Source organism: Alphaproteobacteria bacterium (genome assembly GCA_040216735.1).
In the GTDB taxonomy this organism is placed as follows: Bacteria; Pseudomonadota; Alphaproteobacteria; order SHVP01; family SHVP01; genus CALJDF01.
The window spans coordinates 137,600-163,314 of sequence record JAVJOO010000010.1 but is presented as its reverse complement, the minus strand read 5'-3'; the positions used below and the strand labels follow the sequence as shown (position 1 = coordinate 163,314).

25 protein-coding genes and 1 pseudogene are annotated in these 25,715 nt (G+C 59.2%); 15 read left to right on the top strand and 11 right to left on the bottom strand.

All coding sequences use genetic code 11. The features are described 5' to 3' along the window. The first annotated feature begins 228 nt into the window (after positions 1-228). Positions 229-384: pseudogene (locus RID42_18130) on the top strand (IS6 family transposase). A 524-nt stretch (positions 385-908) separates the two neighbouring features. Here the strand turns inward: RID42_18130 and RID42_18125 are convergent. Genes RID42_18125 through RID42_18115 form a run of 3 tightly spaced genes read right to left on the bottom strand, consistent with a single transcriptional unit; the run spans position 909 to position 1,795 of the window. Then, the gene (locus RID42_18125) at positions 909-1,328 is read right to left on the bottom strand and encodes a hypothetical protein (protein MEQ8249596.1); all 420 of its coding nucleotides are present in this window, start codon (positions 1,326-1,328) and stop codon (positions 909-911) included. A gap of 6 nt (positions 1,329-1,334) precedes the next feature. After that, entirely contained in the window at positions 1,335-1,487 is a 153-nt protein-coding gene (locus tag RID42_18120) for a DUF5681 domain-containing protein (GenBank protein ID MEQ8249595.1), read from the bottom strand. Next, positions 1,484-1,795 carry a hypothetical protein gene (locus tag RID42_18115; GenBank protein MEQ8249594.1) on the bottom strand — a complete coding sequence of 104 codons (312 nt, stop codon included), beginning with the start codon at positions 1,793-1,795 and terminating at the stop codon, positions 1,484-1,486. Before RID42_18115 ends, RID42_18120 begins: the two co-directional genes overlap by 4 nt. A 198-nt stretch (positions 1,796-1,993) precedes the next feature. On the opposite strand from RID42_18115, the gene RID42_18110 reads away from it, so the two are divergent. Continuing rightward, positions 1,994-2,692, top strand: a complete 699-nt coding sequence (locus RID42_18110; protein MEQ8249593.1) for an IS6 family transposase — start codon at positions 1,994-1,996, stop codon at positions 2,690-2,692. 686 nt (positions 2,693-3,378) lie between these two features. Here RID42_18110 and RID42_18105 read toward each other — a convergent pair. Continuing rightward, positions 3,379-3,822 (bottom strand): helix-turn-helix domain-containing protein, encoded by a 444-nt coding sequence (locus tag RID42_18105; protein MEQ8249592.1) that lies wholly within the window; start codon positions 3,820-3,822, stop codon positions 3,379-3,381. Between the two features lie 242 nt (positions 3,823-4,064). On the opposite strand from RID42_18105, the gene RID42_18100 reads away from it, so the two are divergent. The 4 genes from RID42_18100 to RID42_18085 all read left to right on the top strand — a co-directional run bounded on the left by RID42_18100 (position 4,065) and on the right by RID42_18085 (position 9,873). Further along, positions 4,065-6,416 (top strand): heavy metal translocating P-type ATPase, encoded by a 2,352-nt coding sequence (locus RID42_18100; protein ID MEQ8249591.1) that lies wholly within the window; start codon positions 4,065-4,067, stop codon positions 6,414-6,416. Positions 6,417-6,504: 88 nt separating this feature from the next. After that, positions 6,505-7,509, top strand: a complete 1,005-nt coding sequence (locus tag RID42_18095; GenBank protein ID MEQ8249590.1) for a DsbA family protein — start codon at positions 6,505-6,507, stop codon at positions 7,507-7,509. Between the two features lie 253 nt (positions 7,510-7,762). Beyond that, on the top strand, positions 7,763-9,034 hold the full coding sequence (locus tag RID42_18090; protein ID MEQ8249589.1) for a M23 family metallopeptidase: 1,272 nt from the start codon (positions 7,763-7,765) through the stop codon (positions 9,032-9,034). Positions 9,035-9,261: 227 nt separating this feature from the next. After that, complete coding sequence (locus tag RID42_18085) at positions 9,262-9,873, top strand: DsbE family thiol:disulfide interchange protein (GenBank protein ID MEQ8249588.1); 612 nt, start codon at positions 9,262-9,264, stop codon at positions 9,871-9,873. Positions 9,874-9,894: 21 nt separating this feature from the next. Here RID42_18085 and RID42_18080 read toward each other — a convergent pair whose 3' ends face one another. The 5 genes from RID42_18080 to RID42_18060 all read right to left on the bottom strand — a co-directional run bounded on the left by RID42_18080 (position 9,895) and on the right by RID42_18060 (position 15,528). Beyond that, positions 9,895-12,006 (bottom strand): protein-disulfide reductase DsbD family protein, encoded by a 2,112-nt coding sequence (locus tag RID42_18080; protein ID MEQ8249587.1) that lies wholly within the window; start codon positions 12,004-12,006, stop codon positions 9,895-9,897. A 107-nt stretch (positions 12,007-12,113) separates the two neighbouring features. Beyond that, the gene (locus RID42_18075; GenBank protein ID MEQ8249586.1) at positions 12,114-12,692 is read right to left on the bottom strand and encodes a TlpA disulfide reductase family protein; all 579 of its coding nucleotides are present in this window, start codon (positions 12,690-12,692) and stop codon (positions 12,114-12,116) included. Positions 12,693-12,884: 192 nt separating this feature from the next. Next, positions 12,885-13,892, bottom strand: coding sequence for a DUF3179 domain-containing protein (locus RID42_18070; protein ID MEQ8249585.1), 1,008 nt, complete (start codon positions 13,890-13,892; stop codon positions 12,885-12,887). A 206-nt stretch (positions 13,893-14,098) separates the two neighbouring features. Further along, positions 14,099-14,635 carry a TlpA disulfide reductase family protein gene (locus RID42_18065; protein MEQ8249584.1) on the bottom strand — a complete coding sequence of 179 codons (537 nt, stop codon included), beginning with the start codon at positions 14,633-14,635 and terminating at the stop codon, positions 14,099-14,101. Between the two features lie 74 nt (positions 14,636-14,709). Next, complete coding sequence (locus RID42_18060; protein MEQ8249583.1) at positions 14,710-15,528, bottom strand: SCO family protein; 819 nt, start codon at positions 15,526-15,528, stop codon at positions 14,710-14,712. Positions 15,529-16,230: 702 nt separating this feature from the next. Here RID42_18060 and RID42_18055 point away from each other — a divergent pair. The 7 genes from RID42_18055 (at position 16,231) to RID42_18025 (ending at position 20,968) form a co-directional block, all read left to right on the top strand. Then, on the top strand, positions 16,231-16,377 hold the full coding sequence (locus RID42_18055; GenBank protein MEQ8249582.1) for a hypothetical protein: 147 nt from the start codon (positions 16,231-16,233) through the stop codon (positions 16,375-16,377). A 149-nt stretch (positions 16,378-16,526) separates the two neighbouring features. Further along, on the top strand, positions 16,527-17,333 hold the full coding sequence (locus tag RID42_18050) for an exo-alpha-sialidase (GenBank protein ID MEQ8249581.1): 807 nt from the start codon (positions 16,527-16,529) through the stop codon (positions 17,331-17,333). 102 nt (positions 17,334-17,435) lie between these two features. After that, on the top strand, positions 17,436-17,819 hold the full coding sequence (locus RID42_18045) for a cytochrome c (protein MEQ8249580.1): 384 nt from the start codon (positions 17,436-17,438) through the stop codon (positions 17,817-17,819). A gap of 90 nt (positions 17,820-17,909) precedes the next feature. After that, complete coding sequence (gene lspA, locus RID42_18040) at positions 17,910-18,404, top strand: signal peptidase II (GenBank protein ID MEQ8249579.1); 495 nt, start codon at positions 17,910-17,912, stop codon at positions 18,402-18,404. A gap of 151 nt (positions 18,405-18,555) precedes the next feature. Beyond that, positions 18,556-20,076 carry a multicopper oxidase domain-containing protein gene (locus RID42_18035; protein ID MEQ8249578.1) on the top strand — a complete coding sequence of 507 codons (1,521 nt, stop codon included), beginning with the start codon at positions 18,556-18,558 and terminating at the stop codon, positions 20,074-20,076. Between the two features lie 25 nt (positions 20,077-20,101). Further along, a complete protein-coding gene (locus RID42_18030; GenBank protein MEQ8249577.1) occupies positions 20,102-20,341 on the top strand; it encodes a rhodanese-like domain-containing protein in 240 nt (79 codons plus the stop codon). 99 nt (positions 20,342-20,440) lie between these two features. Continuing rightward, on the top strand, positions 20,441-20,968 hold the full coding sequence (locus RID42_18025) for a class I SAM-dependent methyltransferase (protein MEQ8249576.1): 528 nt from the start codon (positions 20,441-20,443) through the stop codon (positions 20,966-20,968). Between the two features lie 189 nt (positions 20,969-21,157). Here the strand turns inward: RID42_18025 and merA are convergent, their stop codons facing one another. Then, positions 21,158-22,591: a mercury(II) reductase gene (gene merA / locus RID42_18020; GenBank protein MEQ8249575.1), complete on the bottom strand. Its 1,434-nt coding sequence runs from the start codon at positions 22,589-22,591 to the stop codon at positions 21,158-21,160. Then, entirely contained in the window at positions 22,588-23,451 is an 864-nt protein-coding gene (locus tag RID42_18015; GenBank protein ID MEQ8249574.1) for a cytochrome c biogenesis protein CcdA, read from the bottom strand. The genes merA and RID42_18015 overlap by 4 nt, the downstream gene beginning before the upstream one ends. A gap of 560 nt (positions 23,452-24,011) precedes the next feature. Here RID42_18015 and RID42_18010 point away from each other — a divergent pair. Continuing rightward, complete coding sequence (locus tag RID42_18010; protein ID MEQ8249573.1) at positions 24,012-25,028, top strand: MFS transporter; 1,017 nt, start codon at positions 24,012-24,014, stop codon at positions 25,026-25,028. A gap of 105 nt (positions 25,029-25,133) precedes the next feature. Next, positions 25,134-25,568 carry a helix-turn-helix domain-containing protein gene (locus RID42_18005; GenBank protein ID MEQ8249572.1) on the top strand — a complete coding sequence of 145 codons (435 nt, stop codon included), beginning with the start codon at positions 25,134-25,136 and terminating at the stop codon, positions 25,566-25,568. Positions 25,569-25,715: the final 147 nt, after the last annotated feature.

Genomic DNA, 25,715 nt, shown 5'->3' with positions numbered 1-25,715 from the left:
GCGGCGGCGGCGGCGGCGGCGGCGGCGGCGGCGGTCGATGATGCCTAGTAGCTAACCGCTGTTCGTGTTTGTCGTTTTTATTCCCCGCAACCAGAAAACCCATTCCCACCCTTTGACCTCGACCGAGTGAAGATTAAGGACTTCCAACGTTTGAAAAAAATTATCGCGATAGCCGGTGAGATTTCGGGCGGATTTAGCGCTGCTGCTTTGTCTCTAAAGCAGCAGAAGTTCAAATCGCAGGGCTCAGCCCAACGCTTCCTTGCCGCACACGCCGCATTCTACAACACCTTCAATATCCCGCCTCACCTGATCTCCCGACGAACTCTTCGGAGCCTGAGAGCCCTAGTTAATCGGGCGTGGGACTTTGCGACCATCGCGGCTTGAGCATGTGAAGCAGCAGGAATCTTTTCGCCTTGGACGACTTAACTTTTCAGTACCAGTGCTCCGGCTGTCCGTGCGGCCTGCTCGCCATGACGCGAGCCATCGACCGCGACACGAATTATCTTGAACATGGCCTCTGCCTCCTTCGTGGATCAGTAGACTACGCCGACCGAGCGGCTGGCTTGATCCGGATCAAGCGATCCATGGCAGTTCCGTTAAGCTTTCGCGACACCGCCGCCTGAGGTGCTCCCCGAGGGGCCGCGCCGCCTCTGCACGACAGGCGAAACAACGAGAATCGCCTATTCCCTAAGCGAATATCTAAGGGTTACAAGTTTTCAGGAGTCCGAAGGCCGCAACCACTTGGAAACTTGGTTGGCGACCTTGTTGTAACCGCTGTCCGTTTCAATCCGACCGGCGTGGGAAGCCACTCCGGTTGCCGCTTGAATCAGCGAAGCGACAGGGGTCTCCTCGCACTAAACCGGGTTCACGTGTCAGTTATGAGCCTTAAACCTGCCGATCCGTCATTCTCAAATTTTCCACCAGTCGGGCCACTTCACTTTCTTCGGCGTCCGTGTTGCCTTCCATACCTTCGACTGCTCCTCGCGCGACAGTCGGCGATCACCGAGTCGTTCGAGCGCCTTTTCCACCAACCATGGTTCGAGCGCGATCCGCGCCGTCGGCCGGTAGCGATCATGCTTCACCGCCATGCGGAGCGCGGTGAGCCCACCACTAATACTGCCCGGAGATACGATTCTGACGATGATGGTCAGGGCGTCGCTGACGCCACCCCGCGCGGCACGAGCCACTTCGATGGCAGCCATGGTCGCGCGGGCGGCTGGGCCGTCACCTTCGAGACCCCGCTTGGTGATGTACAAGAGGAATGCTTCGGCAGCACCGACCTGACGTTCGACGCCGTCCTCGCGGATCGTCACCTTCTGCCCGAGCACGGCATCCTAGGGCAGCCCATTTTTGCGGCCCTTGGGTCTTCCCTTTGGGTTACCGCTGTGGCCCTTTTTGAAGCGTGTTGATGTGGGCGGATGGCGATAGCCGATAGCGTCTGGAGCGTCCTCTCCCGTGCTCCGATCGGGGTTCAGTTCTTCTGTCATTCTTCGACCGGCGGGGGCCAGGACAGGCTATTCGCATCGCGCGTGGACCGCCGCGCCTCTTCGATGTCCCGTGCCGACAGCCGGCGCGCGCCGCGTCGGGCGAGCGCCGCCTCTACCGCCCACGGTTCCAGCAACAGCCGTTCGCGTTCATCGTCCGGGGAACCGCCCCACTTCGTGTCGGGCGAGGCGACCCCGAGGATCAAGAGCGCCTCGTCGGCGTTTCTCGGGTCCTTGGGCTCCATGATCCTTGTCGCTGCCGGTGCAGGCGGCGCCTTCGCGGCTATCGCCTTTTCCCGCTTCGCGATCATCTTTAGAACCTGACGACAGGCAGCACGGTTACCGGCGAGGGCATCGAGGTAGGTCTTGTGCTGCAGCGCCTCGTCGACGCTGGCCTCACGCGACCGGCCGTTCTGCGTAATGGTCAGCGTTCGATCGATGGTGCTGGCAGGCTAACGCTAACTTGTCTCTGGATTGTGGCCTAGGTTGCGCCCGATCCAGAGGAGAATATGCCGCCAATCTCGTTCAAACGTCACAGGTTCCCACCGGATGCGATCCGGCACGCCGTCTGGCTGTACTTCCGTTTCACTCTGAGTATCCGGGATGTCGAGGAACTGATGGCGCAGCGCGGCATCGAGGTCAGCCGCGAGACCGTGCGCTGCTGGGTCAACAAATTTGGGCCGCTGATCGCGTCCAACCTCCGTCGGCGCCGTGATCGCCCCACCGGCCGCTGGCATCTGGACGAAATGGTGGTGAAGATCGCCGGGCGCCGGATGTACCTCTGGCGCGCGGTCGACGACGAGGGCGAGGTGCTGGATGTCCTGGTGCAGAAACGCCGCAACATGGCCGCTGCCTTGAAGCTTCTACGCAGACTTCTGAAGAACCAGGGCGTCAACCCGGAAACGATCACCACCGACGGGTTGGCGTCGTATGGTGCGGCGGTCTCGGATCTGAACCTGGCGAACCGCCATCGGCCGGGCGGCATGCGCGAAAACAACCGAGCCGAAAATTCCCACCTGGCAATCCGGCGCCGGGAGCGAAAGCTGCAGAAGTTCAAGTCGCAGGGCTCAGCCCAACGGTTCCTTGCCGCTCACGCTGCCTTCTACAACACCTTCAATATCCAGCCCCACCTGATCTCGCGGCGAACCCTTCGGAGCCTGAGAGCCCTAGCTGATCGGGCCTGGGAGGTTGCGACCATCGCCGCTTGAACCTGCGCAGCAGCAGGGTTCTTTTCGCCTTGGACGACTTAACTTGTCAGTACCCTCCAGACATACCGCTGGGTCTCAAGAAGAAGAGTGCGCAATTTTGTGGGGAGAGCCTACTGAGGCAGAAGGTGGCGGTGCTGGCAGTCTTGATCGAACCAGTCTCCACTGAAGTTCCCTGATTAACAGGGAAAATACAGGGAATATTGCTGAATCAGTGTACCACCGACCGAACTTTGACCCGAATACGGGCGCGATATCAGTGTGTTGCAGGCAAACTCCCTGCTGTGAAAACAGGGAATTATCACCGCCGTATCAGGGAAGCAATTCCTGTCTTGCAGGGAATGCAGCGTACAGGAATTCGAGAATTCGCTGGTTCAAATGGGGATCGGCACTCCGGCCATCGTTGTGGCACCCTGAGGCTAACGGTATTGAGTTTGCACAGCCGTCGCGTCCATCGCACTGACCTCAACGGATGATCGGTTTCGGACCAAATGAGATATCGGTCGATCCGCGACCTAACTCTCGGACCCGTTCGAGAACAGGTTAGGTGGGGTGCATTGGCATCCACGCGCCGGCGAACTTGTGGGCCCGCCGCAGCATCGCGAACGAGTTTCGCTCTGCTGCGAGAGGCAGCGGCAACAGCCTCCGCCAATTCTGGCGTCCCCTCTCCCACCGTGAGCAAGCTGCAATCAAGCTTGCGGCAGATGATTCTCGTGCAGGCACTTATTGTGATCGGCCAGAACTTCGATCACGCGGCAATCGGAGATGCGGCCACCGGCACACTCCGTCACCATCCGCTTGAGTTCCTTTTTGAGCGTTTGCAGCCGCGTGATGCGGCTTTCGACTTGAACTAGCTGCACTCGCGCGATGGCGTCGGCAGCCTCGCACGAGCGAGCTGGATGATCGGTGAGGCCCAAAAGTTCGCGGATTGACGGCAACGAAAAGCCAAGTTCCCGCCCGTGACGAATGAACGCCAGGCGGTCTAGGTGCCCTGGGTTGTACCGGCGTTGGTTGCCGCTAGAACGGGCTGGCGCAGGTAGGAGCCCGATCTCCTCGTAATAGCGGATCGTCTGCACCTTGCAGCCGGTCTGTCGCGAGAGATCACCGATCGTGAGAGTGCCGCTAAGTATCATGGGCCTACACCTCTAGTTTCTGTAGGTTTACTTCTCAAACGTAGTTTTGACGCGAGCGAAACACAAGTGTTGCCGCAGGCGCTCCTCAGGTCACCACCTCCGACCCAACCCGCATTCAATTGCCCCTTGAACCTACAGGCACTGTAGGTCCTATGTTCTTACGGATTGCGGCCATACTTACCTGATCCGATGCGATCTTCGGTTCCAGGGTACGGCCGCCGCGCCGAATCGGGAGCGAGGTCATGCGACAGAGACACGAACATATGCACCAGAATGACCGCGGTCATCAGCACGCTGATGATCGTTCGTGCGACACAAGCGATGCCGATAGCCCATACTCTGCTACGGATGCGGTCAACCACGGTGGCGCGGTGCGGCATAGCTTCAAGGTCGAGGGTCTTGACTGTGCGGAAGAGGTGGCCGTTCTAAAACGAGAAGTTGGCCCGCTAGTTGGCGGTGAAGAGCATCTCGCCTTCGACATATTGAATGGCCGGATGAAGGTCCTCCGGAATTCCCAACCGGTATCCAGTCAAGACGTTCGATCGGCGGTCGCGCGTACCGGCATGAAGGCTGTGGACTGGCGACCAGGTCAGAAGCGCAGCCCGGTCGATGATCGTCGTCGGCTTCTACAGGTGTGGTTCACATTCCTCAGCGGTCTCGGCGTGTTTAGCGGGCTTTTCCTGCACGTTTGGCTCGCAGGTGGCGTCTGGGAAGCGATCAGACTGTTCGGCGGGCACGGCGGCCAGGCCATTCCTTGGCCCGAAGTCGCCTCATACACCGTTGCCATTGTCTTCGGCCTCCGCTTTGTGCTGCCCAAGGCGTGGTTCGCCGCCCGTCGGTTTCGCCCCGATATGAACCTGCTGATGGTGATAGCAGTTGTGGGCGCAGTTGGCATTGGTGAGTACTTTGAGGCGGCAACTGTGACTTTCCTGTTCGCACTGTCGCTCATGCTGGAAAGCTGGAGTGTGGGCCGCGCCCGTCGGGCTGTGTCGGCGCTGCTCGATCTGGCGCCTGCAACGGTTCGCATCAGGGCAGGTGGGGGCGAAGAAACAGAAATCCTTGCCGCCGAAGCGAGGGTGGGCGCGCGATTCATCGTCAAACCTGGGGAGCGCATTCCGCTTGACGGCCGGATTGTGCTCGGCGCAACCAGCGTCGATCAGTCCCCGATAACCGGCGAGAGCGTGCCGGTCGAAAAGAACGCTGGCGATGATGTTTTCGCAGGGACCATCAACGGCGATGGCGCCCTGGAAGTCGAAAGCACCAAGGGTGCCGACGATACGACCCTTGCCCGCATTATCCGCATGGTCGAAGAGGCCCAAGGCCGTCGGGCGCACGTTGAGCAATGGGTAGAACGGTTCGCTGCCATCTACACACCGGCAATCATCGTACTGGCGATCGGGATATTCCTGGTCCCACCGCTCGCGTTCGGTGCCGGGTGGGGCGACTGGTTCTATCGCGCGTTGGTTTTACTCGTCATCGCATGCCCCTGCGCCCTTGTTATTTCGACGCCAGTCAGCATCGTCGCCGCGCTCGCGGCTTCTGCGCGTCAGGGCGTCCTCGTCAAGGGTGGCGTCTTCATCGAGCGACCAGCGAGACTCCGTGCGTTAGCGTTCGACAAGACGGGCACCCTGACAGAGGGGAAACCGAAAGTCGTGCGTGTCATCCCGCTGAATGGGCATACTGAAGCGGAACTAATCGAGCGCGCTGCCGCACTTGAAGCGTTTAGTACGCATCCATTGGCCCACGCGGTGAGCGCGTTCGCGAAGGAGCGTGGGATCCAGCCGCGCCCGGCGAGCGATGTTCAAATGCTCCGGGGCAAAGGCGTCATCGGAGGATTCGGGGGCGAACCGTTCTGGCTCGGCTCCCACCGCTATCTGGTCGAGCGCGGCCAGGACAGTCCGGAAATCGCGGCACAAGCCGCGACGCTAGAGCGAGACGGTACCACCGTCGTCGCCATCGGCAATGATCGGCACGTGTGCGGCTTACTTGCTATCTCCGATACCGTACGGCCGACGGCAGAGGCGACCATTCGGGCTCTTCGAGCCGGCGGCGTCGAGCACCTCGTCATGCTCACCGGCGACAACCGCGTGACGGCGAATGCGATTGCCGATGCCATAGGTATCGACGAAGTGCACGCGGAACTTCTTCCCGAGGACAAAGTCGTCGCAGTAGAGCGACTTGTGGAGGCATACGGCGAAGTCGCGATGGTCGGCGACGGCGTGAACGACGCCCCAGCCATGGCACGCGCCAGCTTCGGTGTCGCCATGGGTGCCGCCGGAAGCGATGCAGCCATTGAGACCGCGGACATTGCACTGATGACCGACGATTTGGAGAAACTACCGTGGTTGATTGGTCATTCGAGACGCACGCTGGCAGTCATTCACCAAAACATCGCTCTGTCGCTAGGCGTCAAAGCTGCGTTTGCAATTCTCACCTTCGCAGGCATCGCAACGCTTTGGGGCGCAATAGCTGCTGATGTCGGTGTTTCGCTGTTGGTTGTAGGCAACGCGCTTCGCCTGCTACGAACCGCGCGCACCGGGACGAATGGAACGGGTCAGCCAATTGACGCCTCTGCGGCAGTCCACAGCCACTAGGACATTACCTATCAGGCTTGCGGATAAGGGCGAATCGAGGGCGAAGGGTGCTAGAAAATGTTGGAGAAAATAAGATGGGAATGAAGAAATGAAGTCTGTTCGACACGGGGTCATTGCGTTCGCGCTCGCGATTGCCATACCACTGCCAGCCGTCGCGGCTGAAGGCTTTGGGTTCCGGTACGATGACGAAACAATCCGAAGTGAGGAACTGCCAGTTCGCCTCCGACAGGAAATGTTTGAGCTCGAACTTGAGACCAACGAACAGCGCCGAGACATTCTGGATAGATTCGTCGTCAAACGCTACATCGATGAAATGTCGGTAAGAGAGGGGCGACCTACCAACGAAATACGAGAAGAACTGCTCGCCGTTCCGCCCGCAAACGACACTGAAATTCGTACCTTCTACGATGCCAACAAGCAGCGCATCGGCCGCCCGCTCGACCAGATTCGCTCCGAAATCGTGAACTATCTCGGCGAGCAGCGCGAACGGGCGCGAATGGACGGCCTGATTGAGAGAATCCGAGAAGAGAAAGGCTACGAGAGGTACCTGCCTCTTCCGCAACAACCTCGCTTCGACCTTGTAACGGAAGGCTATCCGTCCAAAGGCAGCGCCGACGCGACAGTGACCGTCGTCGAGTTTGCGGACTTTCAGTGCGAGCACTGCAAGGCCGCGACCACAACCGTTCGCCGGCTATTACAGGAGTTCGGAAACGATATCCGCGTGGTATACCGCGATTTTCCCGTTAACAGTTCAGGTATATCGCGCGTTGTGGCGATGGGCGCCTATTGCGCCAACCAACAAGGGCGCTTCTGGGAATACCACGACCTCGCGTTCGAAATGCAGGACTATCTGAGGGACGATTCACCTCAAGCACTCGGTGCAGATATCAAACTCGAGCGGAAGGATTTCGAGGCATGCCTTGCAAGCGGCGCCGCGGAAGACGCCGTACAAGCTTCCTATGCGGAGGCCATTGGTTTGGGGGTATCAGGCACACCCACCTTCTTCGTGAATGGTCGAAAGCTTCACGTTCACGGCGACCTTGACGGTCCGCTCTTCGATGCTGTTAGGACTGCTCTAAACGGGGACCGTTAGCGATGAGGGTTCGCGGTGCCCTAATGGGTTCTGTCACAGTTCAAAGTATGCGGAGCTGGTATCGTTCCCGCCAACTCGGGTTGAAAACTCTGAACCTTACGCGACCTCGGCAATGGCGCGTTTGGAAAATAGAAATCGTTGAAGGAGAACAGGAACATTGAACAAAATGTCATGGAGGCACCTCCGGTTGAGATTGTTAAAAATCCGCGTCGCTACTCTGCGATCAAATCGCGCAAGCCTAGCGTTGCTCGGATTGGGCGCGACCATTCTCGGTACAGTCATATTCTTTGCGTGGACCTCCTCGGACGACGAATCATTTGAATCTGCTCGAACGACCTCGGCGACAACCAAAACCTTGACGCAGCCCGCACTCGAACCAACAAACGATTCATGGGCGAGGGTCGCTCAAATACCCAATTTGGTCGACAAATCAGACCAGGTCATCGACGTTTCGCTCGCCGAGGGAATGACCCTGCTCGGGGTATTGGTCGATCTTGGGATTCCTATAAGCGAGGCATTCAAAGCCGCCACAAGCGTCGAAGCCCTTGTGGACCCGAGAACTCTACGCGCAGGCCAAACCATACAGGTCGCATTGACAGAGGAGTCAAACGGGGTGACCCGACTCCTTCGAAGCATCGTCATGGCCCCTGAAACCGACCGAGTGATTGTCGTCAATCGCAAGGATGGGGGCGAATACACGGCGAGACTGAAACAGGTGGAGCATATTTCGCGCTTGCAATTTGCCGATGGCACGATCAAGGAAAGTCTTCACGAGGCTGCCCGCGCCCTTGATATTCCGTCGTCAATCTTGGAGCAGGCTTACCCAATCCTCGGTCATGCGGTCGATCTTCAACGAGACATCAAGAATGGTGACCGCTTTTCGTTTGCGTTCGAAAAGTTCGAAGATGCCGTGAACCATACCTCTCACACTGGCGCCCTCGTATTCATCTCTCTTGAGGCCGATGAACGGACGCTATCTCTCGTGCGTTTCACGACGGGAGACGGATTCACTGGCTATTTCGATTCGAATGGCAACAGCATTGAAGCGAGCCTTCGAAGGACCCCCGTCGATGGCGCGCGATTGTCATCACGGTTTGGAAAACGAGACCACCCTATTCTCGGTTACAGCCGCATGCACAAGGGCCTCGATTTCGCAGCATCTCACGGATCACCGGTCTTCGCTGCAGGTGACGGATTGGTTGTAAAGCGTGGGTTCAAGGGCAGTTTCGGAAACTATGTGCGCATACGGCACGCCGGCGCCCTTGAGACGGCCTACGGCCACCTTAGCGAATATGCAGCGGACCTGAAAGTCGGCTCACGAGTTCGCCAGGGCGACACCATCGGCTTCATTGGTGCGACCGGCCTCGCAACGGGTCCCAATCTCCACTACGAGGTCTTGAAAAATGGAATTCAGATCAACCCGATGAGGCTGGACCTGCCACCGCGGAAGAAGCTAGCGCCGGACGAACTAGCCCGATTGCGCCGAGAGATAGCCAGTCTACGAAAGAAAATTAGCGGCGCCTGAAACATAATCTGATGCCAACGCGCCAATTCAGATGTGAGCGAGGAATGACCGAAGGGGGTCCGGGCCGACAGCGAGATAAACGGGGCCCTCATATCAGGTGATGATGCGGCTGGCGGATAACCATGGGCGGACCCATCACGACTTTGCACCACCAAGAATAGCAGCTAGCGTTGTCCCTGGCGTCGAGCCGCCGTCGAGGCCGCCGCTCGGCGGGAATCGAGTAAGAAATGACAAAAGAAGTGGAAGTCATTGGAAATGTCGACAGCGAGAGACGGGCGCGGAGTTTCGGACGGGCGCGCTACCTAGCCCCTGTTGCGGTGTTCCTCGTCGTCGCCGTGGCACTTGGTATCGGTCTCACACTGCGGCCAAGAGAAATTCCCTCCGTTTTGATCGGCAAGCCGGTTCCCGAATTCGCGCTCCAGCCCGTACAAGGGAGAGACCTTGGCCTTTCGAGCGCGGATTTAAAGGGGCAGGTATCACTCGTAAACGTCTTCGCGTCATGGTGCGTGCCTTGCCGAGTGGAGCATCCACTCCTCATGGAAATATCGCGCCGCAATATTGTCTCGATTTTCGGCATCAATCAGCGGGACGAACCTGACGACGCAGAACGTTGGCTTAGGACCTTCGGCGACCCTTATGAGCGAACCGGGGCCGACCTCGACGGCCGTGCATCCATCGAATGGGGTGTCTACGGGGTACCAGAAACCTTTATCGTCGATGACCAGGGCATGATCGCTTATAAACACATTGGCCAGATGACGGCCAAGGATCTGGAGAAGACCATTCTTCCGTTGGTCCGGCAGTTGCAGAAAGCCGCCGCAGGCCGGGACACGGAATAATATCCCGCCAACAACCGTCACTCACCGCGTTGCAATATTTTCGGCCAGCAAGTCACGGCCAGCCGCCCTGCGAACGGTTTTGAGCACCCGCGCTTCGTTGAGCAATTCAGGAAGCACTAGTCCATTTGGGGCATCTGGCCCATAGACGGCATTGAAGGGAATGCCGAAACGGTTGAACGTCGCGAGGAAGTTGGTAATGCGTTCGTCCGGGTTGGTCCAATCACCCTGCATGGCGATCATGTCCGGATGGTTCAAGAGCCTCGCCGCCTGGCCACGATCAAGCACAAGTTTCTTGTTAACGAGACAAGTCACGCACCAGTCTGCCGTGACATCGACGAACACGACCTTGCCGCTTGCCACAAGCCCTGGAATCAACTCTGGCTCAAATGCCTGCCAAGTGGCGACGGGTGCGCTTTCGGCCATCTCGATCCGTGCATCCACCCACTGCGGGCCTAGCATTGCCGTTATACCGAGTGCCAGCACAGCCGCAGGCGTGAGGCGCCGGACCACATGTACCGGGTACCGTCTCCTGGCCCATAGGGCCGCGACCGTCGCGAGCATAAGGCCGCCAACCATAACGGCAGTCGGGGCGCCAAGTTGACCACCGAGGATCGACAGCAACCACGCGGCGGTCCCGGCCAGCGCGAGGCCGAGGATACGCCTTACGGTCACCATCCAGGCACCTGGTTTTGGTAATTTGGTTGCGAGCACGGGAACGGCAGCAACCAGGAGATAAGGCACGGCCATACCAGCACCAAGGGCTGCAAAGATGAGGTAGGTTTCCACCGTCCCGCGGGTCAGCGCAAAGCCAATAGCAGTTCCCAGGAAGGGTGCCGAACAAGGCGTCGCCATGATGGTTGCGAAGACGCCTGTCCCGAACGACCCGGCGAGCCCTTCGCTGCGCGCGGTTCCTCCGCCTGGGAGTCTGTTGGCAAGCGCGAGCAGACGCGGTGGCAAGACAACGTCGAAGAAGCCCCACATGTTGGAGGCGAACAACGTGATGAGCAGCGTCATAGCAACAATGAACAGCGGCTGCTGAAATTGAATGCCCCAGCCAACGGCTATTCCTGCCGATTGAAGACCGACGAGAAAAGTTGCCAGGACGACAAAGGCAAACAAGATACCGGCGGCGGAAGCCAGAAAACTTCTGCGAACCGGACGACTCTCACCGCCCCCATGCTTAACTACACCGAGCAGCTTGATTGAGAGAACCGGCAGCACGCAAGGCATGATGTTGAGGATCAAGCCACCAAGTAGGGCAAGCCCAAGAACAACGAACAGCGGAAGAAAAGAAACGTTCTCGGGCTGACCCGCGGTGGCCACAAGCCCCTGCTCAACCGCCCGGCCGCCGTCGACAAGGGTCAAGACAAGATCAGTTCCCACCAATGGCGGCTTTGTCTCTTCGCTTCCAAGCAATGACAGCTCGATCGGCACCTGAAGCACAGCGCGAGTCCCGTTATCGGTGATTCGCACCTTGGGCGGAAGAAACCGATAGTCCCTAGGTCCCTCGACGAGGACGTCCGGTTCCGCAAACGGCACCGCAGAGGTCGCCACCACCTGTACCAGCTGGCCGCCGCTGACCTCGACGATCTCGACTCGTTCGACAGCGAGGCCGAAACCGACCTCTTGGGTTGGGACCCTGGCCTTGTAGCGATTGATCAATGAAGTCAGGTTCGAAGGTTCGCCGCCTGGCGGAAGAGTGAGATTCAGGACCACATCGTGCAGGACACATTGTTCCTTGCAGGTTTGGAAGTTCACCGCCGCGCGAATATCCGTTGGACCGCCCGGTTCGACGACTCGCGCGGGAATCGGAAGGACGACCTCGTTCTTGTAGCCAAAGGTGTCGATACCGAAGATCTTGAACCGGCCCGGCAGCGGCCACTGGATTGTGGTGGTGTCAAGGTTGGTTGAACCTTGCCAATCAATCGTGGTCGGCAAGCCTGCTTCGCCTGGGCTACGCCAATAGATCTCCCAACCTGGCGCGATCTTGTACTGGAGCCCGAGTAGCAAGTCCTCTCCGACCACGCCAGTTGTCGCGGAGACGAGGCGAATCTGGCCCTGCCCGTAGTCGATCCAATCGCTCGTGCCCGGTTCGGAATGGGCCGTCTGCGCAAGCGCTAGAATACCCGGCATAACGAACAAGGTTGCTAGCGCCCATGCCCGTAGGCGGTGCCATCCGAAAGTACGCAGCGGCGCTATCGCCCGGGCGCGTAGGAGAAAGAGAGACCTCATTGCAACAGCTAACTTTGGTCCTGAATGAACCAACGCAGAAGCGCAAATGCTTCCGGCGAATCCCATTCGGCAGCGCCCGCCAGCCGTCCGACCTCTAGGCCCGACCGATCGTATACGATAGTCGTGGGCATCACGTTGACGCGGACCGCGCGTGCGAAGGTGCTTTCGGCGTCAACATACACTTCGAGATTCCTCAGACCCAGGCGCTCAGAAAACGGAGCGGCGACAGCCACGCCTCCCCGATCGATATTGACCGCGACCACCGTGAAGTCTTCACCGGCAAGTTCGGCTTGAAGACGATCAATCGAAGGCAACTCGCGAATGCAGGGCGCGCACCAGGTAGCCCAAAAATTGAGCATCACGACTTGGCCGCGAAAGTCCGCAAGACTGACGGATCCGCCGTCGGCATCACGCCACGCTGTCTCCGGTCCCGGGCCGGGCGCCTGCGCAAGAATAAAGTTCTGCACCTGACCCGTGATCGGAGGAACAGCGCCCCTCTCCTTCATCCCCGGCCACAGGACGGCCACGATCACACCCACGACCGCGCTCACGACTAGAACACTGACAATCGGGTACTTCCGGATCATCCTCGGCCTACCGCGACCAATGACGAACGAGGCAAAAAATAGTCAGTAGCAACGATGCGAGAAACATCGCTGGGAGGAAGGCGACTCCGCCGCCAATCCAATTCACCAGTGTGGCGCCAAACCCAGTGGGATTCCTATACAGAGCACGCCGGTCAATGCGGTCGTGGCAAGCGAGATATTCAGCACCTTCGTTCACTGTTTGATTGACTGATCCGGGAAGAACGCCTTATAGGCGAACGCAAAATCAACCCCATAGGGCCAGTCGACCAGGGTCCCGTCTGACTCGCGCCGCTGCACGACGACATTGCCGATGTCCACCCCTTGTGAGATCACGCCGGCATCCATGGCAGAATTCTGTCCAGGCTCCCAGGTGATTACAAAACCGTCGTCTGTCTCGACACGACCCTTCTCTCGCAACAGGTCGAGAGCCCACGCCTCCCTCACTCCCGAGCCGCTTCTGTCAATCGTGATCACTCTTGCAAGAGGGGCAACTTCGCTTGGCAACTCACCATTGAAAAATGGATAGGGTCTGTCGCGCGAATCGTATCCTGCATAGGGATTGCGGCCGTAGGCGCGAGCGCGCTGGTTGCTCGGCACCAAAACCTTGGCGCCTGCCGGTGCGCGCTCACGGAACTTGGCAATCGATTCAACTCGATTGGGAATGATCTTGAGGCGCTTTCCCGTCATGTCGCCAACAACGGCCTCGCCGAGAAACTGCTGCCACCAGCTCTCGGTCTGACGGTCGTACATGACGAGGTCGGAAAACCGCAATTTTCCGGTCGTCCCAAAATCGAGAATCTGATCGTCGACCCGGCGGTCGAACACGATTGAGCTATTGCATAGCGGGCAGAACGTGATCGCCACGGGAGTACCGCCAACCGTATCGTTGACGATCTCGTGCCACATCAGGACTTGCAGCGGGTAAGCCCTCCAGTCGCCCCCGATATTGACGCTGATCACAGGCTCCGTATCGGCGAGGTCCGTAACCTCGGAAACGGGGGCGAAGACGGGATCGTCGATCGCTGGGATTCCGTCCTTCGGTGGCCCCCCGGAAAAGATCTCCTCAAACGGTACCGACGACTTGTCGAAATTGGTTCTCGACCACTCGGATCGCCACTGGTCAGGGTTCGCGAATGCGGAACCTTCGATGCCCATCACCAAAAGAATCACAAGACTAAGCGTAATCGAGCGCGCCATCATATCTCTGTCCCTCATTGCCCCAGGTCGGCTACTCCACACTAGGGCCATCCGTACGTGTCGATTAAGCAACATCGGATCAAACAATGGTGACCTAAACGACTGACCACTGAGTAGCCCGAAAGGACGGCACAGCGAGCGCGTGTGATCTCGGCGGCACAGTGAGTCCTCGAAAGAAACTCGCCTGGACGTCTTATGTGATTGACGATTTACGGGAGATAGTGCCGCAAAAATTTGACGGCCGTCCTCGAATCCCACTTTACGACGCCGACGACATAACCCAGCACCAAGCCCTCGTGGTCGATCAAGTAGGAAACCGGAAGCCCGTACAGAGGAAATGCATTCTGCGCCTCGCCAGTCGAATCTTGGTAGACGTTCAGGTCCTTCAGTCCTAGGCGCGTTACAAAGGAAGCGGGCACGGCGATATCATCCTCATCGATCGACGGCGCGACGATCTCGAAAGCATCGTCACCGAGCCGCTCCTGCAAGCGGTCTAGTGCGGGAAGTTCTTCAATGCAGGGCGCACACCAAGTTGCCCAGAAATTCAGCAAGACCACCTTGCCGCGAAAGAAACTGAGGTCGTGAACACGCCCGTCCGGCGCAAGGATCGGGACCGCCGCAGCCGTTCGCAACGGCTTAAAGTGCACGAACTGGCTGCGGGCGCTTCGAATATCCCTCGGATGATCCCTGCCATGGGCGAGCGTCCCATTCGGGGCGAGCACCACAATTACGGCTAAAACAACCATCGGTAACGCATGTCCCAGCAACGCATTCCCTTCGCGACGCCATGCCGAAGGGAGCGGGCTGACTAAGCACGGCCTCACGTGCGCAACTTCCGGCGGCTGCGCAAACGCCAAAACATTAACGCTGCCAAACCTGCAACAATAAGGAGTCCTGCAATCCCAACGAGAGCTTGTGTCGAATTGCTCGCCGGTCCCGGCCGACCCGCTGTAACTGTAACCGGCGCCCTCGCCGTCGAGGCCGAAACGGGATGCGCATCGAGGTCGTTGATCAAGGCGTTGACGAACAACACGACGTTGGTCGTGTTGAAGTCCAGACCGTGGTAGCGCGCTCTGAGATTACCCTCGCGATCGATCACGTTGGTGACCGCCCCATGCACCTGATACCCGTCGTCCGCAAGTGTGAACGCAAGTCGGTACTGCTCTGCCAATTCCCGCGTCGCCTCCGCCCGATCTGCGCCACTAGTCAGAAAGATATAGTTGCGGCGATCCACAGCGTGATCCGTCATGTACTGTTCTAGCACCTCAGGCGTGTCGTTCGCTGGATCGGTGGTGATCGCAATGAACTGCACTTGATCGAGCATAGGCGTCAGGTTGACGCGTTCCTGTATCTCTACAACTTTCTGGGTATTGAGCGGACAGACATCGGGGCACGTCGCATAGATGAAATACAGGATGACAACTTTGCCTTTGAAATCCGCCAGCGACACTTCGCGGCCGGTTGAGTCTTCAAACACAAACGCAGGCGCTGGCCGGTTGACGATTTCGACGTACGGCTCCCGCCGCAGCTGCTGCTGCTCGACATCTTCGAGGGAGTGAGCCGCCGCCGTCAGCGGCACCGCGAGCGCTGAACACAGAATCGCAACAGCAACTGCGGAAGTGTTATATCGCGATGGCATTATCACAGGCCCGTGAAGTTCAGCGATGTATGATCGATCTTGGTCTCAATGGTCCTTGGTAGCGATGTGGCAATTTGGCGCGGCCGTGGTCAGTTAAGTATCCTTTTCCTGTCCCTCGATTGACTGGTATCTTCCTGGCATGAGGGCGCCCACCACGACACGTCTATTAGCTGGACTTTTAGGAGTCTGGTTGCTTTTCGGTGCGATTGTCCCGTCCAGCCAAGCGGCCGACCCTGCGGTTTCTTTCTGCGCGAACGCTGCCTTCACGAGTGCCGCCGAGTGTGGCTCTTGTGGCGGCACAGATGAGGGCTGCCCGGAAGCGTCCTGGTGCGAAGCGTTCTGCGCGACCACTAACGCCACTTTGCCGCTGTTGGTCGACACGTTCGCCGGCAGGGTGATGGCACCCTACCTTGCGTCCCTCTCGCGGGCGTTCGTTTGGTCGCACGCTCCCGACCCCTATCCCCCTCGACCACTTCAAATAGACCGCGCCGCCACCACACGAGTCTAGCGACTCCGCGAGCTAGACGGTGAGTGGCCAAGCACGGCAGGCCCTAACGGGCCCTGCCAGCATGGCGTGCAAAAAATCCCTTTCCATTCATCCATTCAGTTAATGCGTCCAGGAGTTACTTTGATGGTCTCCATTCAAACAGATCGGCGTCACCGAATTTGTCCGACAGACCTCCTTGGTGGAGGGTTTAAGCCATGATGAACGGAATGATGGGAGGCGGCGATATGTGGCTCATGGGCCTGATCGGCCTTTTGCTCACCGTCCTCGTTGTCTTTGGGATTGTTGCGCTGGCCAAATACATCTTCTTTCCAACCTCGCACACCCCGGACGGTTCCCGGTGAGGGGCGCCCGTAGGAAGGGGCGGTGGCCGCTGCATTCTCACGGTGAAGTGTGGAGAAGACCGTTCTACCTCGGACTCTTCGCATCGATCGCCCTGTCGGCAATCGGAGTGCTTCCCGGTGAATCGCAGGCTCAATCTACGCGGACGACGGTGTCGGAGCTTGCCAAGACCACACATTTTCACGGCCTCGGCGTCGATCCCGACAATCCAGATCGCCTCCTGCTGGCGACGCACCATGGCGTTTACACCGTGCACGGGAGTGGAAACGCCGAGCGCCTGTCGCGCACCCGAGACGACTTCATGGGGTTCGCGTCCCACCCAACGGACCGCTCCGTTTTTCTCGCCAGCGGACATCCGGTCGGCGGTGGAAACCTTGGTCTGATTGCCTCGCGAGACGGCGGTCGGACCTGGGAAAAGCTTTCAGACGGCGTAGGTGGCCCGGTCGATTTTCACCAGCTGACTGTCAGCCCCGCTGACCCCAACGTAATGTTTGGCGTGTTTGGAGGTATCCAACAATCCAGCGATGGCGGCCAAACATGGCGGCGCGTTGGCAACGCGCCTGAGGGCCTCATTGACCTGACGGCATCTTCTGTTCGGACCAACTCGCTGTATGCCGCAACCCAAACCGGCATTCTGCGCAGCGGCGATGGGGGACGGAATTGGCGGCCAAGCTACGCGGACGGCGCGCCCACCACGTTGATCCATACTACGGCCGGCGGCGTGGTCTATGCCTACGTGATTGGACAGGGCTTTATCCGTTCCGCCGAACGAGAGCGAGGCTGGGCAACCCTAAATCCAGGCTTGGGCGCGCGCTATCTGCTTCACCTGGCCGAGCATCCAACCAACCCCGACAAACTCTTCGCCATTGCGTCGGACAGGACGACCAACCGTCCCTCAATTGTCCAGACGGACGATGGCGGCGTCACTTGGGCGCCGCTGACGCCAAACGAGGAATAGAATGTGAGAGAAGAACGGCATCGGACGCTCGTTCTCGGTGTTTCAGGTGGCGTCTTGGCGGTCGCTCTGGTGTCACTCTTCATTGTATTTCGACCGAGTGGCATCGAAACCGAGACTAGCGGGGTGAACCTACATGATCAGGCTCAGATCGTGTTCGGGAAACAGGTCTACCAGAACAACTGCGCGAGTTGCCATGGGGTGGAGTTGGAGGGCCAGCCTGATTGGCGCAAACGGGGAGCCGACGGCCGCTTGCCAGCACCGCCTCACGACGACAGCGGTCATACATGGCATCACCGAGATGTTGATCTTTTTCGGATTACCAAGAACGGGGTCCAGGACATCGTCGGGCCGGACTACAAAACGGACATGCCGGTTTTCAAGGATATCCTGACCGATGATGAAATTTGGGCAGCCCTTACGTATATCAAGAGCACATGGGGCGAGCGCATCCTTCAATACCAACGAGAGGCGGAAAGCCGGAGATAGTAGATGGCGGCAGATTGCCACTTCATGAGCCTCAATCGCGATCCGCTCAAGATTTTCCTGCCATGCCTTTGCTTCTTAGGGTGAACGACAATGCGGCTTTCTCTTGCAGCTGCGATCATGTTTTCGACTTTCGTCATTGATCTGGTTTCGAAATGGTTTGTCGAGACGCATGTAACGCGCCTGATCCCGGTAATGCCTTCTTTCAATATCACTCTTGGCTATAACCGCGGTGTGAGCTTCGGACTCTTTGATTCAGAAAGCCCGCACGCACCCTATGTGCTGGCGGCGTTCGCGCTCGTGATCGTCATTCTCCTTTCAGTCGCGCTTTGGCGATCAAACAGTCTGGTACATACGGCAGGATTCGCCGCTATCATTGGCGGCGCACTGGGCAACGTTGTGGACCGTCTCGGCGATGGCGCGGTGACAGATTTCCTGGACCTCTATGCTGGTCGTTACCACTGGCCGACCTTCAACCTGGCAGACACTTTCATATTCTGCGGCGTGACTTTGCTTCTTATCCCATATGGCCGTGCCGAAGCGATCGCGGCTCTTGAAAGTGAACAACCGTCGAGTCGTGAGCCATGAACAAAGTGTGGCCCGGCGCATTCGCCTACACCCGGCGGGGCTCCCCCGGGGCGCGAAGCACTCACCGGAAATGCGTCAGCAATCAGTGGAGACTTGCTCATTCAGCAGCGGAAGGAGACAACTGTGGCCTATCGACTTAATTGGATGTGGAATGATTTCGCGTAGAGCCGCACTGACCGGGTTGATGCTCGGTGGCGCCGGTCTGGCCACAGCCGGAGTATTATCAGGCCGCGATGCGCGGCGCTGGTTGTTTGGTCCCGCGGCATTTGCCGCATCTCCCAAACCCTTGGCAATTCCACAGGTCATTGCCGGCGAGGTGCGCGATGGGGTGCGAACCTATGCGCTTGGCCTACAAAAGGGAGTTTCCCAATTCTTCACCGGTGTAGAGACCCCAACGCTTGGCATCAACGGCGCTTACCTAGGGCCGACCTTGAAAATGCGCGCGGGCGAGCTTGTGCGCATGAACGTCACGAACCGGATTGGCGAGCCCAGCACCATCCATTGGCACGGGTTTCACTTGCCCGCCCGCGCAGACGGCGGGCCCCATCAGGTCATCCGGGACGGAGAGACCTGGTCGCCGCAATTTGTCGTGAAGCAGCGCGCGGCCATGTTCTGGTACCACTCGCACATGGTCCCGCGCACCGGCCCACAGGTCTATCACGGCCTTGCCGGCCTCATCTACGTGGACGACGACGAAACCGCGCGCCTTGATCTGCCGAGCGACTATGGCGTGGACGACATTCCGCTGGTCTTGCAGGACCGGGCCTTCGGCAACGACGGTTCGCTGCTATACAGCACCTCTATGCCCAGTGTGATGATGGGTGTGCGGGGGAATGTCCTGCTGGTCAATGGCACGGTGCGCCCCTATTTCGAGGCCCGCACCAGCAAATTGCGATTGCGCATACTCAATGGCTCCAACGCCCGGTCCCACACCGTCGGATTCGCAGACGGACGGACGTTCCAGCAAATCGGCACGGACGGCGGCCTGTTGGAGCGTCCCTTTGAAACGTCGCGCATCACACTCGCCCCCGCTGAGCGGACGCAAATCATCGTTGACTTAGACGATGGCCGGCCTGCCCTGCTGCGCACCCTCGCGGCGCCCAATACCGGCATGATGGGTGGTGGTGGCATGATGGGCGGGATGATGGAGCGAATGATGGGCGACGACCTGTCATTTGATGTTCTCGACATCAGACCCGGCGCGCAGCGTAGTAAATCGGCCCGGCTGCCCGACCGTCTCGTCAACTTGGGCCGTCCCGACCCTTACCGGGCGGTGGGCACACGCCGCTTTGTCCTGCAAATGGGCATGGGCGGCATGATGATGGGTGGCGGATCCTTCACAATAAATGGCAAAGCGATGGATATGAACCGTATCGACGAGGCCGTGCGCGTCGGCACCTCGGAGATATGGCAAATCGAGAACGCCTCAATGATGTCCCATCCCTTCCACATTCATGACGTGCAGTTCCGCGTACTCGACCGCAATGGTGCACCGCCAGCACCAGGCGAGATGGGCCTGAAGGACACGGTCGTTGTGGCACCGAGCGAGCGCGTGCGCCTGCTTCTCAGCTTCACCGACTACAGCGACCCGGATAGTCCCTACATGTACCATTGCCACATCCTGGAACACGAGGATGCTGGCATGATGGGTCAGTTCGTGGTCAAGGCCTGAGACCGGCAGAATCGAATGGATCGACTTGGCCACATGGCGCGACCGGCTAAACCAAGGTGAGGTAGCCGTCCTCGATGTCCGCGGCCACGACGACTTCATAGGACCGCTCGGCCATATTCCCCAAGCCGAAAACATCCCGTTCGACGAGATTGACCGGCATATCGAGGCGTTGTCGCAAGGATCCGGATCGCTGATCTTTGCCTGCCGCACCTTTAAGCGGTCGGCCAAGGCTGCCGAAATCTTGAAGAATGCAGGCGGACGCTAGCTAGCCGTGCTGCGCGGCGGGATGGAGGCGTGGAACCAGATGGGGCTCCCAGTGGAACACGTGGCGCCCGCCGAGCCAGGGCAGAGAACCGAAGCCTAGCTGATCGCACAGATTGGAATCAACAAGGCCGCGCCTTTCATTGATGTCGGGGGTGGCGCTTCGCGACTGATCGACGCCCTCATCGACCAGGGTTATGCCGACACCACCGTCCTCGACATATCGAAGCGCGCCGTGGCCCTTGCCCAGGAACGCTTGGGCCGTTTCCAGGACTCGGTCGATTGGATCGTCGCTGATGTTACGGAATGGATGCCCCGCCGGCGCTACGCGCTATGGCATGATCGAGCGGTCTTTCACTTCCTCACCGACGAAGCCGACCGCATGGCCTACCGAAAAACGCTCGCAAACGGTTTGGCATCGGACGGCCATGTCGTGATAGCCACGTTTGGTCCGGACGGTCCGGAGAGATGCAGCGGCCTGCCGGTCGTGCGATACGGCGAGGACGACGTCGCAAAGGTCTTCGACGATCTCCTTCGGCTAGAAGGCTCGGGGTCGGAAGATCACACCACCCCGTCGGGCGCGCATCAGGATTTCATGTTCTATCGGTTCGCCCGAGACGGTACCGTCTGAACAAGAGTGGCTGACGGAGTAAGTCCGAATTCCCTCAGACGTCGGTTCCGCCGGTCGACGAAGCAGTGGGTCAGACTTCCGCCAGCAGCGCAGCAACCACAGCGTCGAGGGTATCGTAATCGGTTACGCGCTCGTTTTTTCCCGTGCCGACTCCGCGGCAAGTCTTCTTCGTTCGCGCCAGCGTCCCCGCTAACCGGCACAACAGGAGAGCTTCGAGATATCTTTCTCGAAGGTCTGCGCAGCGAGTTTCAAAGATTCGACCGACGTGAGGTAAGGAAAGATCATCTCAGACAAGGCCTTTGCGGTCATGTTCTGAGCGATCGCGACCGCCGCGGTCTGAATACTGTCCCCTGCCTCCGGTGCAAGAATGTGGGCGCCGAGGAGAATATCCGTTTCGCTGTTAGCCACGAGTTTTACTAATCCGCGCGTGTCGCGGGCGGCCAGCGCACGTGGAACGGCGTCCATCGGCAGGACGGTCGTTTTAACGGGGTGGCCGAGGTCCTTCGCGGTGCGTTCAGTGAGGCCAACGGACGCAACCTGCGGGTCGGTGAACGTTACGGCGGGCATCGCGCGCGAATCGTAACGGTGACCCGCGTCGTTTAACGCATTCTCGGCGGCACGCCTGCCACCGTAGGCTGCCATGTAGACGTACATGTCACGTCCCGTGACATCGCCCACAGCGTAGGTGTTTGGGTTCGATGTCTGGAGATGCTCGTCCACTATGATCCCACCGTTCTCACCGACCCGGATTTCAGCAGCATCGAGGCCTAAGTTGGCTGAATTCGGTTGGCGCCCGGTCGCGACAAGCAAGTGCTGGCCTTCCAACGCCATTTCGTCGCCTTCCGTTTCGACAATCAGCCGTGCGCCGTCCGATGTGGCTTCGGCGCGGCGATAGCTGACGCCTTTAACGACCCGTATTCCCTCATCAACGAGGTAGGCCTCCAGCGCCTGGCTTATTTCTGGCTCGGCTGCCGGCAACAGGCGCGAACGGCATACGACGGTGACCTCGACACCAAAGCGCCTGAACATCTGCGCGAGTTCGAGCCCAATATATCCTGCCCCGATGACCACCAGGGACGTGGGCAGAGTCGACAATTCCAGGGCCTCAGTACTTGTAAGGTAGCGAACGGACTCAAGCCCAGGAATGGACGGAATCGTTGGCGCAGCGCCGGTCGCAATGATCGTCCGCGGGGACCTGAGCAGGTTGCCGTCAACGAAGACGCCCTCCTTTGTGAAGTTTGCCTCGCCTTCCAGATAGTGAATGGCATCGTATTCGCTGAGGAGATTGGCATATTTGGATGAACGTAAGGTCGCCACGAGTTCGTCTTTTTGGGCGAGTAACGACTGCCAGTTGTCGAGCGTCGCGCCACCCCGAATACCGTCAAACCGGCTGGCCGCCCTAGAGGCGTGTAACGCGTCAGCGGCGCGGATCAGCGTCTTTGATGGGACGCATCCGATGTTGACGCACGTACCACCGATCGTGCCGTGCCCGATGAGCGCTACCTGGGCTCCTAGCTCGGCGGCGCCAATGGCAGCGGAAAAGCCGGCCGAGCCAGCGCCGATTACGGCGAGGTCATACGTCTTCGCTTCGGCAGCGTTGATAGTTCCAGGCGAAATGTTCATCGGAGAGCCTTTTCAGTTTCGCTCGATTTTGGTGAGGCGGTTTTTCCGGACGCCCCTGGCCGACGCTTTCTAGCGGCCGACCAAACACCGGCCACCCCAAGCGCAACAACGACGATGGCAAGGAGTGTGGGGCTGGTCGTTAATACGCGGGCCTTGGCCGCGACTTGATCGCCAATAAAAATCAGGTTTGGCGGCCCGACGCCTAGTGCGGCCAGCCAATAGAACGACACGTAGAGACCGGCCAGAACCAGGATCGTGCCACTGATGCGGGACATATATGGCAGCACGCTCGCAATCGTCTGGGCGAGCCCGGAACGTGCGAGTGCCGTGGTCACCGCGAGCGCAGAGAGCACGGTGCCCATGCCTAAGCCGTACGCGATAAAGTTAACGGCACCGAGTCCGACCGACTCGGTTAGCGCCGTACCAGCGACGGCAAGAAAGATCGGCAACGTGCAGCCCAGCGACGCTGCGCCATACCCGAGGCCAAACACGAAGTCGCCTGCCAAACCGTCAGTCGGACCTCGGGACACAAAGCCAGGCAGCGGCAGGGCGACCCGCCGACCGGCCAACGAGGCAACGCCCAGTACAACCAGTGCTGCGCCGATGGCAAAGCCGACCGCCGGGAGCAGTGCCCCCAGTCCTCGAAGACCGGCGGCTACCGCACCGCCGACGACGCCAAACAGCAACACGAACCCGAGCGTCGTGATCCCACCGACGGCAAGAGCGCGAAGAACCGGCCCAGAATCGGCATCGGCGGCAGAGAGACGACGGGCAATGAACGCCGGGAGCAAGGCAAAGCCGCAGGGGTTGGCCGTTGCAACAGCGCCTGCGATATAGGCGAAAAGAAGATTGCCAATCATGCGTTCAGGCCTATGCCGCATGAGCAGCACTTGCTTGGAGAGCCCCCACTCGACCCACGGCGAGAAAAACGCCGACCGGGAGGAGGGGACTCAATGCCCGGCCAAGGCCGGGTCCTGATGCAGCGTTGCGATCCCATGGCATGGCAATCTAAGGTCTGTAGTAACTACAGGATCAAGGGCGATCGCCACGGCTGATATCACGACTTCGGGAAGGCCCTCGTTAACGCAAGCGCAGAAATGTTTGCGACAATGCGCGCGGTGCCTCCATTACTTTTGATCACGATGGCGGTGCCATCAAAGGAACCAATTTTCGAGGGCCGCCAGCTATCGCCATAGACAAGCCCAGAGAGAGCCGATCGTCGTTCTGGAAGATCGCGGGTGCCGGAGCGACCTTTCAGGCAGGCTCTTCGGCCGTTGACTCTGCGACCGTCGTGGCCAGCTTGGTCTTTCACCTAACCGGCAGCGTCTTCGCGGTAGGCGCCGCTAGCGCCGTTCTTAGATTGGGCTGGCTTTTGCCACAAATCGTCGTTGGGTTCCTCGCCCAACGAGCCACGCGGCGAATGCCGTACTACGTGTTTGGCGCCTACGGGAGGGCTGGCTGTCTTGCGCTCCTCGGCGCGATCTTCTGGTTCGGTGGCGAGCTCCCGACGCCCGTACTCACCGCCGTGTTTCTCGCACTCTGGACCGCCTACGCATTCGTCAGCGGCATTGTCGCCGTGCCCTACAACGACATCGTGGGCCGGTCCATTCCCTCCAACCGTCGCAGCCGAATGCTGGCATGGCGTTTTTTTGGCGGCGGCGCGATGGCACTTCTTGTTGCCGTCGCTATTGATGCGCTCCTGGACGATCTGCCGCTCCTACCGGCTTACGCCGTCATCTTCGTTCTCGCGGCCGTTCTGATGGTGCTGTCGTCCAGCTTGTTCGTTTCAGCTGGCGAGCCGCCGATTTTGCATCGTCCAGGCGTGCCAGCACAAAGCCTGCGGGAGTTTCTCAGTGGTGGGTGGCACGTGTTGCGGGTCGATTCCCGCTTCCGCTTGTTTCTCTATTCCCAGTGGCTCGGCGGCGCGACGCTAATGGCGCTCCCGTTTTACATCGTTGCGGCGATCGACTTCGGTGTCGGCAGCGCCGACGTTGCCGTCATTCTCGGCGCGCAGACTGCCGGAGCACTCAGCTCAAACGCATTGTGGGGTCGGATCGGCGATGCCTACGGCAAGCTTCGCTTGCTGGTTGGCGTCGCAATCGTACGACTGGTTCCGCCGGTGGTGGTACTCGTCTTCATAGCGCTTGACGCTGACTTGGGCCTTCTGGCGTTCGCAGCTCTATTTGTCGTGATCGGTGCGCTTATCAACGGAACCACCATCGGCTATCTCGGCTACCTCATGGAAATCTCACCGGATGACCGTCGTCCTGCGTACGCAGCCTATTTCAATGTCATGGCGTCACCGGCCGCCTTACTGCCGCTCGGCGGTGCGGCCTTGATCGAATTTGTCTCAATGCAGGCTGTTTTCCTGGCCGCGGCGGTCGCAGCTTTCTTACAGCTCCTTGTTCTCAGTCGTCTCGCCAGCGCCCGTAACTGAGCGCCAAACCTATCCGTCGCTATTGCGCAGCATCGCGTTCCCCTATTGAAAAGCACTCAAGCGATCTAGATGCTGTAGTGACTACAGGCACAACAGGATGCTGCCATGACCACCGTCAAGACTTCGGGAGCGCCACTAACGCGCGGCCAACTCGCGCGGCGCACCAGCTGCAACATCGAGACAATTCGCTATTACGAGAAGATCGGGCTGCTCCCCGAGCCGCGACGATCAAGTGGCGGGCATCGCCTCTACGACGACCCAGCCGCGGCGCGTCTTACGTTTGTCCTGCGAAGCCGGGAGCTTGGGTTCAGTCTGGATCAAGTCCGCGAGCTTCTCTTGCTGGCCGATCGTGAAAACGACTCATGTGAACAAGTGAAGGCGATTACCCTCAACCATGTCGTTGATATACGCAAAAGGATCGTGGACCTCCGCAAGATGGAGCGCGTCCTGAAAGAACTCGCCGGACGTTGCGATGCAGGGGTGGTCCCAGAATGCCCAATTGTTCACAGCCTCATGCAGTCATCGGCCAACCCGAGCTAAGTGGCCTTGAGTCACAAAGTCGGGAACGGTCGGTGTTTCTTCATGAATCGCTTGATGCTGTATGCCCTACAGGGTTTACCAAGAGGCAGCTAGGAACCAAGGGTGCTGCCAATGACATCTACTCTAACTCAGGATGAACGCGGCTCG